Annotated in this window: 11 protein-coding genes; 1 reads left to right on the top strand and 10 read right to left on the bottom strand. The window is 63.1% G+C overall.

Annotated elements, in window-relative coordinates:
* Positions 1-22: 22 nt before the first annotated feature.
* The 8 genes from FXB41_RS17010 to FXB41_RS16975 all read right to left on the bottom strand — a co-directional run bounded on the left by FXB41_RS17010 (position 23) and on the right by FXB41_RS16975 (position 10,387).
* Positions 23-1,003: a hypothetical protein gene (locus FXB41_RS17010; RefSeq protein ID WP_219682560.1), complete on the bottom strand. Its 981-nt coding sequence runs from the start codon at positions 1,001-1,003 to the stop codon at positions 23-25.
* A 717-nt stretch (positions 1,004-1,720) separates the two neighbouring features.
* Positions 1,721-2,827 carry a polyamine ABC transporter substrate-binding protein gene (locus FXB41_RS17005; protein WP_219682559.1) on the bottom strand — a complete coding sequence of 369 codons (1,107 nt, stop codon included), beginning with the start codon at positions 2,825-2,827 and terminating at the stop codon, positions 1,721-1,723.
* Positions 2,828-2,832: 5 nt separating this feature from the next.
* The gene (locus tag FXB41_RS17000) at positions 2,833-4,011 is read right to left on the bottom strand and encodes an aminotransferase (protein ID WP_007592485.1); all 1,179 of its coding nucleotides are present in this window, start codon (positions 4,009-4,011) and stop codon (positions 2,833-2,835) included.
* A gap of 8 nt (positions 4,012-4,019) precedes the next feature.
* Positions 4,020-4,346 carry a rhodanese-like domain-containing protein gene (locus FXB41_RS16995; protein ID WP_219682558.1) on the bottom strand — a complete coding sequence of 109 codons (327 nt, stop codon included), beginning with the start codon at positions 4,344-4,346 and terminating at the stop codon, positions 4,020-4,022.
* A gap of 171 nt (positions 4,347-4,517) precedes the next feature.
* Positions 4,518-6,446 carry a potassium transporter Kup gene (locus tag FXB41_RS16990; RefSeq protein WP_007592493.1) on the bottom strand — a complete coding sequence of 643 codons (1,929 nt, stop codon included), beginning with the start codon at positions 6,444-6,446 and terminating at the stop codon, positions 4,518-4,520.
* A 141-nt stretch (positions 6,447-6,587) separates the two neighbouring features.
* The gene (locus tag FXB41_RS16985; RefSeq protein WP_007592495.1) at positions 6,588-8,486 is read right to left on the bottom strand and encodes a potassium transporter Kup; all 1,899 of its coding nucleotides are present in this window, start codon (positions 8,484-8,486) and stop codon (positions 6,588-6,590) included.
* A 273-nt stretch (positions 8,487-8,759) separates the two neighbouring features.
* Positions 8,760-9,590 (bottom strand): OmpA/MotB family protein, encoded by an 831-nt coding sequence (locus FXB41_RS16980; RefSeq protein ID WP_007592497.1) that lies wholly within the window; start codon positions 9,588-9,590, stop codon positions 8,760-8,762.
* A gap of 23 nt (positions 9,591-9,613) precedes the next feature.
* Positions 9,614-10,387, bottom strand: a complete 774-nt coding sequence (locus FXB41_RS16975; RefSeq protein WP_007592499.1) for a motility protein A — start codon at positions 10,385-10,387, stop codon at positions 9,614-9,616.
* A gap of 160 nt (positions 10,388-10,547) precedes the next feature.
* Here FXB41_RS16975 and FXB41_RS16970 point away from each other — a divergent pair, with 160 nt between their 5' ends.
* Positions 10,548-10,724: a hypothetical protein gene (locus tag FXB41_RS16970; protein ID WP_219682557.1), complete on the top strand. Its 177-nt coding sequence runs from the start codon at positions 10,548-10,550 to the stop codon at positions 10,722-10,724.
* A gap of 18 nt (positions 10,725-10,742) precedes the next feature.
* Here FXB41_RS16970 and FXB41_RS16965 read toward each other — a convergent pair whose 3' ends face one another.
* Complete coding sequence (locus FXB41_RS16965) at positions 10,743-11,462, bottom strand: RraA family protein (protein ID WP_007592501.1); 720 nt, start codon at positions 11,460-11,462, stop codon at positions 10,743-10,745.
* Between the two features lie 131 nt (positions 11,463-11,593).
* Positions 11,594-12,475, bottom strand: a complete 882-nt coding sequence (locus tag FXB41_RS16960; protein ID WP_007592503.1) for a CDP-alcohol phosphatidyltransferase family protein — start codon at positions 12,473-12,475, stop codon at positions 11,594-11,596.
* Positions 12,476-12,529: the final 54 nt, after the last annotated feature.

The raw sequence follows: 12,529 nt of genomic DNA, 5'->3' as shown, positions 1-12,529 counted from the left end.
ATGAACCGTAGTGCGCGCTGGATTACCGTGCCGAGACCAAGTTGATATTGCTCGATTTCGGCAAGTCTTCCTTGAGGGTGGCCAAGACGATCGCCGTCGCGGCGAGATCAAGCACCTGAAGCGATCGGTCTTCATCAAGAGCGCCGAGCTGCGGTCGCGGTATGAAAAAGTCTTCACCGTTGAAATTGACTTGTACGGCCGCGACCGGTGGTCCGGGGTTGCCGCGCCTGACGACAAACAAGTTCACCAGATGATGGTGTCCGTCCGGGCCTCCGAGAAGGACCTTCGGCTCATAACCTTGTGCCGAGTAGTTCTGCGCAGCGATGAGTTCGCCCAAGAAATATAGAATGCCTTCTGCCGACCGCATGTAGGTGGATTTGAATTCATAACCCAACAGTCGGTATGTTCTCAGCAAAATCTGAAACTGGTTCATCGAGCAGAATTCACGTGCCGAGTTGACAAATTCGTAGCGTCCCTTCGAGAGGCGGGGCGGCGGACAATTGAATTCGGAATGGTCCTGTAGATATTCATCTTCCGCAATTTGACGGCATATTTCCATGGTGCGCGGATCGGACTCGCGGCATTTGAGGTCCTTCATGCTGCGAGCCTTGGTATATTCTGCAGGTGTCAATTCAACCCGCTGAAAAAGGATGCGCTGAACGACTTCTTCGGGCCACTTCTCTGAATTGAAGTAATCAACGATCTTGCGGCTCAATGGCTGATGCATCGTGCTCGCAAACTGCACATGGTTCAGATTGTTCATCTGGAACGACGTGAACCCTCCTCCATAGGACACGGTAGGATTCAAAGAGTAGCCTGTGAGGGCACTCGGGCTTAAATTGAAAGTACCGTTGGTGCTGCCTGAGAACACCGGACTGGCGGAGACATCGCCGAGCCCCACGAACGACATAGGCGCGCGCTGGCTCGCACGAACGGCATTCAACAGGATTTGCCTATTGTTGGAGTCCCAGATGGCCGCGTCGTAAGCATCGGCCTTGTTCACGAGCTCGGCTCGGGTACAAGCCCCACACAACACGGACAAGAAAACGGATGACAGCACAAATGCACACTTAAACAAAGCAGCCCCCAAACTCCCGACGTTAAATTCATCCCACGATTGAAAGGTCGTACTGTTTCACCTCGGCCAGGCGCCGTCTAGCCTAGGTTGAGCTTTTTCAACGATCCGGTGGGGGCCATGAGACGGTAATTCGGTATTGACGTCGGAGCACGCAAGCTCCTTTGCACAAACTTCTCCTTCGTTGGACGGGGGTTTGCGTATGCGCAAACAGCGGCGCATGACCCCTGGGCTTCGCCGAGACAGCAGTGCGGTCGAGCTTGCCGCGAACACGAAGGTTTATGATCCGTGCTTGTGTTCCAGTGGCAAGAAATTCAAGAAGTTGCTGCGAACGATTGATCGACCTGACGGCTACGCGTCCAGCGCGTCACTTATCTAAGCCCGATGGCCACGATGCAATTTGCCGCTGTTTTGCCGACGAGGCAAATGACCGGAGCCTGTGACGTCACGCGCGTTCGGCCTCCATCGCGCTTCATTTCGCGCCCGCACGCGCGCTGCTTCGGGTCATTGCGCCGGCGCGTCGATTAAGCCAAGCCGCACTACGGCTTGGGCACTGCCAGCGGCGCGCCAGTCGCGATTCTACTGTGATGGGGTTGTTTTGCAGAAAATGACTTGCCGGGTTAATCCCAGCACGACCGCGGCGTCTCACCTTCCCGTCTTCACCCTGGTCCAGAGCCGATTGATAACCCGCTGGGTCGCCGGATCACGCGCCGTGATCACGAACAGCTTTGCGAGCGTCGCCTCGTCCGGATAGATGTTCCTGTCGTTCAGGATCTTCGGGTCGACCAGCTTCTGGCTGGCGAGGTTGCCGTTGGCGTAGGACAGGAAGTCTGTATTCTTGGCGGCCACGTCCGGACGGTAGAGATAGTTGATCAGCTCGTAGGCCTCCCTAACGTTCCTGGCGTCCGCGGGGATCGCGAGATTGTCGAAGAACATCTGCGCGCCCTCCTTCGGGATGGCGTAGCCGATCTCGATGCCGCTTTTGGCTTCGGCAGCGCGGGCGCGGGCCTGCATGATGTCGCCGGACCAGCCGACCACGAAGCAGATCTCGCCGGTGGCGAGCGCGCTTAAATATTCGGACGAATGAAACTTGCGCACGGAGGGCCGCACCTTGGCGACGACATCGGCGGCCTTTTCGAGGTCGGCCTGCTTGGTCGAGTTCGGATCGAGCCCGAGATAGTTCAACGCCGCTGGAAAGATGTCGTCGGCGGAGTCTAACATGTGCACGCCGCAATCCTTGAACTTGGCAAGGTTCTCCGGCTTGAACACGATGTCCCAGCTGTCGATCTTCGCATCCGCTCCGAGAATCTGCTTCAGTTTTGCGACGTTGTAGCCGATGCCCGTCGTGCCCCACATGTAATTGGCAGCGTAGACATTGCCGGGATCGTAGATCGCGAGACGTTCGGTCACCACCGGCCAGGCATTGGCCAGGTTCGGGAGCTCCGACTTGTCGAGCTTCTGGAAGATGTTGGCCTTGATCTGGCGCTGGAGGAAATAGGCGGTGGGCACCACGACGTCATAGCCGGATTTGCCGGCCATCAGGCGCGTCTCCAGGGTCTCGTTGGCATCAAAAGTGTCGTAGACCACCTTGATGCCGGTCTCCTTGGTGAAGGCCTCGAGAACGTCGGGCGCCACGTAGTTCGACCAATTGTAGAAGTTGACGACCCGCTCCTCGGCCCCTGCGGGGGCGGAGAGCAACGTCAGCGCGGCGGCGATCGCGAGGCCAAAACCAAAGCGGCTGACGTTCGTCATCTCTCCTACCTCTTGCGCCCGCGCACCGCGTCCGACAGCCGCTCCAGCGCGGTGTCGAGCGTCTCGTCCTTCTTGGCAAAGCAGAAGCGCACCACCGAGGTCACAGGGTCCTGCTCGTAGAAGGCCGACACCGGAATTGCCGCGACCTTGTAGTCCTTCACGATCCGCCAGCAGAACTCGGTGTCGCTCTCGTTCAGCCCGAGCGGGGACAGGTCGACGGTGAGGAAGTAGGTGCCCTGCGACTTCAGCACCGGGAAGCCGAGGCTCTCCAGTCCCTTGGCGAGGCGGTCCCTGCTCCGCGCCAGGTCCTTGCGCATCGACAGGAAATACTCGTCCGGCTTGCCGAGCCCGTAAGCGACGGCGGCCTGGAGGTTCGGCGCGGTGGTGAAGGTCAGGAACTGGTGCACCTTGGCGGCAACGCGCAGCAGCGGCGGCGCGGCGCAGACGAAGCCGATCTTCCAGCCCGTCAGCGAGAAGATCTTGCCGGCAGAGCCGACCTTGATGGTGCGGTCGCGCATGCCGGGGATGGTGATCAGCGGGATGTGCTTGTGCTCGTCGAAAGTGACGTGCTCCCAGACCTCGTCGCAGATCGCGATGACGTCGAACTCCTGGCAGTAGCGCGCCAGCAGCTCGAGGTCCTCGCGCGGAAACACCACTGCGGACGGATTCAGGGGGTTGTTGAAGAGCACCGCCTTGGTCTTTGAATTGAAGACGCTTTTCAGCATGTCCTCATTCAGCCGCCAATGCGGCGGCTCGAGCCGGACCAGGCGCGGAATGCCGCCGGCCTGGCGGATGATCGGCAGGTAGGAATCGTACACCGGCTGGAAGCACACCACCTCGTCACCGGGCTGGACGACGGCGAGGATGGCCGAAGTCAGGGCCTCGGTGCCGCCGGAGGTCACCATCACCTCGCTCATCGGATCGAGCTCGAGGCCGTGCCAGTGGCCGTAATGGGTCGCGATCGCCTGGCGCAGCTCCGGCAGGCCCATCATCGACGGGTACTGGTTGTAGCCGTTCAGCGAAGCCTCGGCCGCGGCGCGGCGGATGTCCTCGGGGCCGGGATCATCAGGGAAGCCCTGGCCGAGATTGATCGCGGCGTTGTCGCGCGCGGCCTGCGACATCGCCTCGAAGATGGTGACCGGAAGGTCCGCGAAGACCTTGTTGAGGGACGAGCTCTTGGACATCGGCGGGGTCAGCCGCCGACCTTGCTGGGAAGACCCGCCGCCTTCCAGCCGAGCATGCCGCCGGCCAGATGCTTGTCGTACGGCAGCCCTGCCGCCTGCGCCGCCAGCGAGGCCGTCACCGAACGCTTGCCCGAACGGCAGGCGAACACGACCTCCTTATCCTCGGGATCGGGGATCGCCTTGGGATCGAAGGTCGAGAGCGGCACGACCACGCCGAAAGGATAGGCTTCGGCCTCGACCTCGTTCGGCTCGCGCACGTCGACGAGGAGATAGCGGCCCTCCGCGACACCCTTGGAGACCTCGTCCGGGGTCAGATCCTGTACTTGATTTGCCACATCATCCTCCAACGTCGCGGGCCGCTGCCGGGGCGATCCCGGCGGCCGGCAACCTCGCCTCTCGGCCGGTGAAAATCAAGCGCTACAAAGGCTTGAGCTGCCTTGCGCAAGTTAAAGCTAAATCGCAGCGACTTGAAGCGCGACCTTCAAATGGAGGATCAGATCGTCGCTTCAGATGGTGACCTGGGTGCCGACCTCGACAACGCGGCCGGAGGGGATCTGGAAATAGTCGGTGGCGTCGTTGGCGGAACGGCTGAGCGAGATGAACAGCCGGTCCTGCCAGCGCGGCATGCCGGAATGGGCGGCCGGCTTGAGCGCCCGCCGCGACAGGAAGAAAGAGGTCGACATGATGTCGAACTGCCAGCCGAGCTTGCGGGCGATCGCCAGCGCCTTCGGCACATTGGGCGATTCCATGAAGCCGAACTTCAGCGTCACCTTGGAGAAGGTCGGCGAGATCTGCTCCAGCTTCACCCGCTCGGCCGGATCGATGCGCGGGGTCTGCGCGGTCTCGATGGTGAGAATGACGTTCTTCTCGTGCAGCACCTTGTAGTGCTTCAGACTATGCATCAGCGCCGTGGGCGCGCTGAGGGGATCGCTGGTCAGGAACACGGCGGTGCCGGGCACGCGCTGCGGCGGCCGCTTCTCCAGCATCGCCACGAGGTCGGCGAGCGGGAATTCGAGCTTGCGCGACTTCTCGAACAGCAGCCGGCTGCCGCGCCGCCACGTGTACATCAGGATGATCATGAGCGCGCCGAGCGCCAGCGGCACCCAGCCGCCCTCGAACACCTTGAGCAGATTGGCGGCCAGGAAGGTGAGGTCGAGAAACAGGAACGGCGCGATCAGGGCGGCAGCCGTGAACGGCGACCACCGCCATACCTTCCAGATCACCACGAAGCCCATCATCGCCGTGACGACCATGGTCCCGGTGACGGAGATGCCGTAGGCCGAGGCCAGCGCGCTGGAGGAGCGGAACAAGAGCACCAGCAGGACCACCGCGACCAGCAGGAGCTGGTTGATGCGCGGGATGAAGATCTGGCCGGAATGGGCTTCAGACGTATGGCGAATTTCAAAGCGCGGCAACAGACCGAGCTGGATCGCCTGACGCGTCAGCGAATAGGCACCGGTGATGACCGCCTGGCTCGCGATGACAGTTGCGGCGGTCGCCAGCACGACCATGCAGCCGCGGAAAAAACCTTGCGGAAAGAGCTGGAAGAACGGGCTGACGATCGCCCCGGGATCGCCGAGCACGAGCGCACCCTGCCCCAGATAGTTCAGCGCCAGCGACGGCAGCACGATGAACAGCCAGGCGGTCTGGATCGGCCGCTTGCCGAAATGGCCGAGGTCGGCATAGAGCGCCTCCGCGCCCGTGACTGCCAGGAACACCGCGCCCAGCGTCACGAAGCCGATGATGCCGTGGTGGAGCATGAACGACACCGCGTAGAGCGGGTTCAGCGCCAACAGCACCTGCGGCTGCTGGATGATCGGGTGGATCGCCGCGATCGCGATCACAGCGAACCAGACGCACATGATCGGGCCGAAGAAGGCGGCGACGCGAGCGGTGCCGCGGGATTGCACAGCAAACAGACCGACCAGGATGATCACGGTCAGCGGCACGATGTAGGGCTCGAAGTGCAGGGTGATGTCCTTCATGCCCTCGATCGCCGACAGCACCGAGAGCGCCGGCGTGATCACGGCGTCGCCATAGAACAGGGCGCCGGAAATGATGCCGAGCAGGACGATGGTTGTTCCGCGGGTGCCGACTGCGCGCTGGGCCAGCGCCATCAGCGCCAAAGTGCCGCCCTCGCCGTTGTTGTCGGCACGGAGCAGGATCACGACGTATTTGAGCGTCACCACGATGATGAGCGCCCACAGGATCAGGGAGAGCACGCCGAGCACGGCCGCCGGCGTCGGCACCCCCTCCGCGCCGGACGCCGCCATCACCGCCTCGCGGAACGCGTAGAGCGGGCTGGTGCCGATATCGCCATAGACGACGCCGATGCTGCCGAGTGTCAGCGCACCGAAACCGGCGGTGGTGTGGGCGTCGCCATGCCCATTGGCCGCCGCCGTTTCCGGGGCGGAAATCGCTACATCACTTGTCATGGGAGAGCCTGATGGCCTCTAAAAAATGCTTCACTGCACAACGGCGGGGAGCGCGGGGCTTATAGGCCTGCGCTACCGGCATAGCCTAGCCCGATTTTGGGGCTTAGGTATGCAATTTGGCATGTCTCTGCCAATCGCCGCTTAGATGGTGACCTGGGTTCCGACTTCAACCACCCGGCCCGTGGGAATCTGGAAATAGTCGGTGGCGTCGTTGGCGGACCGGCTCAGCGCGATGAACAAATGGTCCTGCCAAAGCGGCATGCCGGACTGCGCCGACGCCTTCAGCGAGCGCCGCGACACGAAGAACGAGGTCGACATGATGTCGAACTGCCAGCCCTGCTTGCGCGCGATCGCGAGCGCCTTGGGCACGTTCGGCTGCTCCATGTAGCCGAAGCGCAGGCGGACCTTGAAGAACTTGTCGCTGATCTTCTCCATCCGGAAACGCTCCGACAGATCGACCCGCGGCGTATGCGCGGTCTCGATGGTCAGGACCACGTTATGCTCGTGCAGCACCTTGTTGTGCTTGAGATTGTGCAGCAGCGCGGTCGGCACGAAGGAGGGATCGCTGGTCAGGAACACCGCGGTGCCCTTGACGATGTGCGGCGGCCGCTTCTCCAGGCTCCGGATCAAATCGTCCAGCGGCACCTCGATGCGGCGCGTTTTCTGGATCAGGATCGCGGACCCTCGCCGCCAGGTCCAGATTGTCCCGGCCATGATCGCGCCGAACAGCAGCGGCACCCAGGCGCCTTCAAGCAGCTTCAGAAGATTCGCGCTGAAGAAACTTATGTCGACCACGACGAAGGGCAGGATCACCGCTGCGGCCGTCGCGGCGCGCCAGTTCCACAATTTCCAGATCACGATGAAGCCCATGATGCCGTCGGCAACCATGGTGGTGGAGACCGCAATACCGTAGGCCGAAGCCAGATTGCTGGGGGTGTGGAACAACAGCACCAGCAGCATCACACCGATCAGGAGCAGCCGGTTGACACGCGGCAGATAGATCTGGCCGGCATGAGTTTCCGAGGTGAAGCGCACCTCGAAGCGCGGCAGGAGGCCGAGCTGCACAGCCTGATAGACCAGCGAATAGGCCCCTGTGATCACCGCCTGGCTCGCGATCACGGTCGCCGCGGTCGCAAGCCCGACCAGCGGCAGCACGAAGTGCTCGGGCACCATACGATAAAAAGAGTGCTCGATCGCGCTGGGGTCTGACAGCACCAAAGCACCCTGCCCGAAATAGTTGATCAGGAGTGAGGGCAGCACGAAGAACATCCAGGCCGACTGGATCGGCTTGCGGCCGAAATGGCCAAGATCTGCGTAAAGCGCCTCGCCGCCGGTCACCGCGAGGAACACCGCACCCAGCGTCACCAGGCCGATCGTGCCGTGCGACAGCAGGAATTGCAGCGCGTAATAGGGATTGATCGCTGCCAGCACCGACGGATCGTCGGCGATGTGAACGACGCCCAACACGGCAAGAACGGTGAACCAGACGACCATTACCGGCCCGAACGCCGAGGCGACCAGCGCCGTCCCCTTGCTCTGGACCGCGAACAGCAGCGCCAGGATGAGGACGGTCAGGGGAACGACATAGTGCTCGAAGGCGGGCGTTGCGAGCTTCAGACCCTCGACCGCCGATAACACCGAGATCGCCGGCGTGATCATGGAATCGCCGATGAACATGGAGGCGCCGACCACGCCGAGCGCCATCAGGAACCAGCTCCGCCGCCCGAGCGCGCGCTGGCCGAGCGCCATAAGGGAAAGCGTGCCGCCCTCCCCGTTGTTGTCGGCGCGCAGCAGCAGCAGCACGTATTTGGCGGTGACGACGATCAGCAGCGCCCAGAGGATCAGCGAGAGCACCCCGAGCACCATGACCCGCGAGACCGGCTGGCCATGGGCGGCACCCCTGACGGCCTCGTGGAATGCATAGAGCGGCGACGTGCCGATGTCGCCGAAGACAACGCCGATACTCCCGAGCGTCAGGCCCCAGAAACCAGAGGTGACCGGCCCGTCCGGAGCTTCGGTCGATGTGATGCTCGCCGTCATATGAAACTGGAACGCTTCTGCCCGAGAATTGATCCGGCGCCTTTTGACGGTTCCGGCGCCCCTGTCAATCAGCACATCACCATAGCAGGCGCCGGGACGGATGCTGTGACGGCGCAGCAACGGTCGTCGCCCACGCGACGACATGCCTCAGGTAAGATGGTGGCGCAAGAGCCCAGAGCCTTCCCGTTCCCGATTGAACGGGAATTGGCTCTACATCCTTGTTTTGTCGCGCTTTCTTCGCGCGAAACAGGGCCCGCTTCGCTCGAATGCGCCCTACGGCTTCAGATTCGGCGGTAGCGGCGGGTCTTCGCGCATCAGGGTGATGGTCACCCGCCGGTTGGCAGCGAGCGAGGGATCGTCCGGAAACAGCGGCTGGGTGTCCGCCTTGCCGGCGACGGCGAAGACATGGGCGGCCGGCAAGCCCTCGCGTTCGAGAATCTGACGCACGGCATTGGCGCGGTCGGCCGACAGGTCGAACGCGCCGTAGTCGCTGCGGGTCGGCACGAATCCAGCCGCGGTGTGGCCGGCGATGGAGACCCGCAGCGGCGTCGCCTTGAGCGGGACAGCGAGCTTCTCGATCAGGCGACGGGTGCGGTCATAGGGCACCTTCGAGCCGTCGGCGAACATCGAGCGGCCGTCCTGGTCCACGATCTCGAGGTTGAGGCCCTGCTTGGTCTCCTCGAACATGATGTGCTTGGACATCTCGGTCAGTTCCGGCATGTCCTGCAACGCCTGGCGCAGCGAGGCCGCAGCCAATGCAAAATTCCGGTCGACCTTGATCTTTGCGCCCGAGGTGCGGTCACGATCCTCCTGGTCCGGCGTCGGCGTGTTGGAGGAATCCTCAGGCTGAATGTGATCGACGTTCTTCAGCCGTGGGCGGGTCGGCAGGCCGTCGGATTCGACAATGCCGGAATAGCGCGCTTCGGTCTGGACACCAAAGGCGTCGCGCATGGAGCCTGCGACGACCTTCAGCTTGTTGGCATCCTGGGTCGAAAACGCGACGAGCATCACGAAGAAGCTCATCATCAGGCCCATCAGGTCGGCGAAGGTCACGAACCAGCCGTGACCGCCTCCGTGTGAATCGCCGCGCTTCTTCTTGGCCATGTCTCAAATCCCGACGCGCGGCCTCAGGCCGGCACCGGCTCGCCTTCAGCGTGGCGGTGCTTCTCGGGCAGATAGGCCAGCAGCATTTCCCGGACCAGCGTCGGGCTCTTGGAATCGCGGATCATCAGGATGCCGTCGATGATCAGCGTGCGGTTGGTCTCTTCGTCCAGGAGCTTGCCATGCAGCTTGTCGGCGATCGGGATACAGAACAGGTTGGCGACCAGCGCGCCGTAGAGAGTGGCGAGCAGCGCGGTCGCCATGAACGGGCCGAGCTTTGACGGGTCGGTCATGTTGGCGAACATCTGCACCATGCCGATCAGCGTGCCGACCATGCCGAAGGCAGGCGCGCAGTCGCCGATGGCGCGGTAGATCTTGCTGCCTTCGTCCAGATGCATCAGGAAATTGTCGCGGTCGCGCTCGAGATTGTCGCGAATGAAATCGAGGTCGTAGCCGTCGGCGACATAGCGGATGCCCTTGGCGAGGAACGGTTCGTCGGTCTCGACCTTTTCCAAACCCACCGGCCCCTGCTTGCGGGCGATCTCGGCGATGCGGGCGAGTTCGTCGACCAGATCATGCGCTGACAGACGGCTCATCGTGAAGGCAAACTTGGCGCCGAGCGGCAGGCCGTGGATCAGCGTCGAGAGCGGAAAGCGGATCATGGTCGCAGCCGTCGAGCCGCCGAAGATGATGATCATCGCATGCTCGGAAATGAACATGTGGAGATCGCCGCCCAGCAGCATCATCGTCGCGATGACGACAATGCCCGCCACGAGCCCGATGCTCGTCATGATGTCCATGGGAGACTCCAACGCGAACGCAACAACGGCCGTCCTGGCCGATGGCGCGGCCCAACCCCGAACCGCATCGGAAACCCTAGTGAGCCGCGATTAAAGACGCGTAAAGGTTAAGTTGAGCCGGCGCGCCTGGCGGCCGCAGCGCGCTGAAAGGCGCCGGCTTTTGCCGACTGCCGACACGGATTTCAACATTTTGCTAACCATACGGCGGCCCCGCACCGTCACCCAAGGCGGGACGCGCGAAGTCCTCGGCTGCGCTGCCGCGATGCTCGGCGAGCCGGATCAGGCCGCCTTGTTCCTGACGGAACAGGGCAGCCTGCGAGCGGCGTCGCAACCGTAGATCGTTCCGGTCCCGCCGTTAGTGAATCTCCGCCGAACGCTTCAGCGCAGCTTTCAACTTCTCCAACGAGAAGTCGGGGCTGCGGGCGATCTCGAGGATCGGCGTCTCGCGGCGGCCGCAGAGCTCGGCTGCCTCGGGCAACTTTGCTGCGATGTCGTGCGGGATCACGATGGCGCCGTGCAGATCGGCGTGGATCAGATCGTCCGACTTCACGGTCATGCCGGCAACGCGCACCTCGCCGCCAAAGCTCTCGGCATGCACCCATGCATGCGACGGGCCGATCGAGCCGGCCAGTGCCTGGAAGCCCGGCGCCCATTGCGGGATGTCGCGGATCGAACCGTCGGTGATGACGCCGAGGCAGCCGAGCGCCTTGTGCACGTTGCTCTGCACCTCGCCCCAGAACGCGCCGTAGCCGACGTCGGGACCGTCGATATCCTGGATCACCGAGATGCGCGGACCGTGGCCGGTACCGACATATTCGTAATAGTCGATGCGGCGCTTGGACTGCTCTTCCGCCGGTAGCGAGTTTTTCAGCACCGAGCGGATCGCGACCGTGCGGGCATAGCCGACGATCGGCGGCAGATCGGGAAATGGGCAGACCAGCGGCTTGGTGGTGTAGCCGATCAGCCGGCGCTCGGGCGCCACGATCTCCATGGCATTGCAGATCGTCGGCGTGTCATAGCGGCCCAGCGCTTCGAGGACGGAAGCGGGCAGCGGCCCGGTCGCGATATTCGTCACGGCGTTCTCTCCCAGATTGGCGGCCGCTGTTGGCGCGGTGCCGCCGTCACCAGGCGATATAGCCGAGATCGGGCCTCAACCCAACTCAGGGCACCTCATGGCAGATATCCAAGTCTTGCTGCTTAAGTGGCTCAGTGCAGCCGGTCAGGCCGGTCGTCGTCGCGCGGCGGCTCCGACAGGTTTGCCAGCGTCGGTGCCGACGGCGGCGACGAGACCTCGCCTCCCGCCGGCGCCGTGGCTTCCATCGCGCGCGCCTGGTCGCGATAGGATTTGTAGCCGAGCGGCAAAGCGAGCAGATACAGCACCGTGCCGATCGACAGCACGTGCCAGGGATAGGCGATCAGGATCGCGATGAAGACGATCACCGCGACGAACGCGGGCAGCACCAGTTCGGGCGGCACGCGCATGCGCTTGGTCTTGCCGGAGAACACCGGCAGGCGCGACACCATCAGGAAGGCGATCAGCAGCGTATAGGCAGCCGTCACCGCCGCAGGCAGCCGGCCGAGATCGAGGAACGCGACATAGATCGGCAGCAGCACCGTGATCGCGCCCGCCGGCGCCGGCACGCCGGTGAAGAAATTGGCGGCGAAGGCCGGCTTGTTGGGATCGTCCATGGTGGCATTGAAGCGCGCTAGGCGGAGGCCACCGGAGATCGCGAACACCATGGCGGCGATCCAGCCGGCATTGCCGAGTTCGTGCAGCTGCCAGAAATACAGCATCAGGCCGGGCGCCACGCCGAAATTGACGAAGTCGGCGAGGCTGTCGAGCTCGGCGCCGAACTTGGACTGCCCCTTGATCATGCGCGCGATGCGGCCGTCGATGCCGTCGAGTGCCGCCGCAAACACGATGGCGTAGACCGCGAGCGACATCCGCCCCTCGATCGAGAGCCGGATCGAGGTCAGGCCGGCGCAGATCGCCAGCAGCGTGATGACGTTGGGCACCAGCATGCGCACCGGGATCGGGCGGAACCGCCGGCGGCGCACATCAGGATCTTTGAAGTCGTAGGGCGTCATGGCTCGTCCTCACCTTGGGGCGAGATATAGCAAGCCGCGTTCCCCTCCGCCATT

It is taken from the genome of Bradyrhizobium canariense, from assembly GCF_019402665.1.
GTDB classification, from domain to species: domain Bacteria; phylum Pseudomonadota; class Alphaproteobacteria; order Rhizobiales; family Xanthobacteraceae; genus Bradyrhizobium; species Bradyrhizobium canariense.
The sequence above is the reverse complement of the archived record's forward strand: the minus strand, read 5'-3'. Positions and strand labels throughout refer to the sequence as shown.

Excerpts from the sequence above, each read along its gene's own strand:
- FXB41_RS16990 (WP_007592493.1), bottom strand. The coding sequence starts at position 6,446 with ATGACAAGTGATGTAGCGATTTCCGCCCCGGAAACGGCGGCGGCCAAT.
- FXB41_RS16975 (WP_007592499.1), bottom strand. The coding sequence starts at position 10,387 with ATGGACATCATGACGAGCATCGGGCTCGTGGCGGGCATTGTCGTCATC.
- FXB41_RS17005 (WP_219682559.1), bottom strand. The coding sequence starts at position 2,827 with ATGACGAACGTCAGCCGCTTTGGTTTTGGCCTCGCGATCGCCGCCGCG.
- FXB41_RS16960 (WP_007592503.1), bottom strand. The coding sequence starts at position 12,475 with ATGACGCCCTACGACTTCAAAGATCCTGATGTGCGCCGCCGGCGGTTC.
- FXB41_RS16980 (WP_007592497.1), bottom strand. The coding sequence starts at position 9,590 with ATGGCCAAGAAGAAGCGCGGCGATTCACACGGAGGCGGTCACGGCTGG.
- FXB41_RS16985 (WP_007592495.1), bottom strand. The coding sequence starts at position 8,486 with ATGACGGCGAGCATCACATCGACCGAAGCTCCGGACGGGCCGGTCACC.
- FXB41_RS17000 (WP_007592485.1), bottom strand. The coding sequence starts at position 4,011 with ATGTCCAAGAGCTCGTCCCTCAACAAGGTCTTCGCGGACCTTCCGGTC.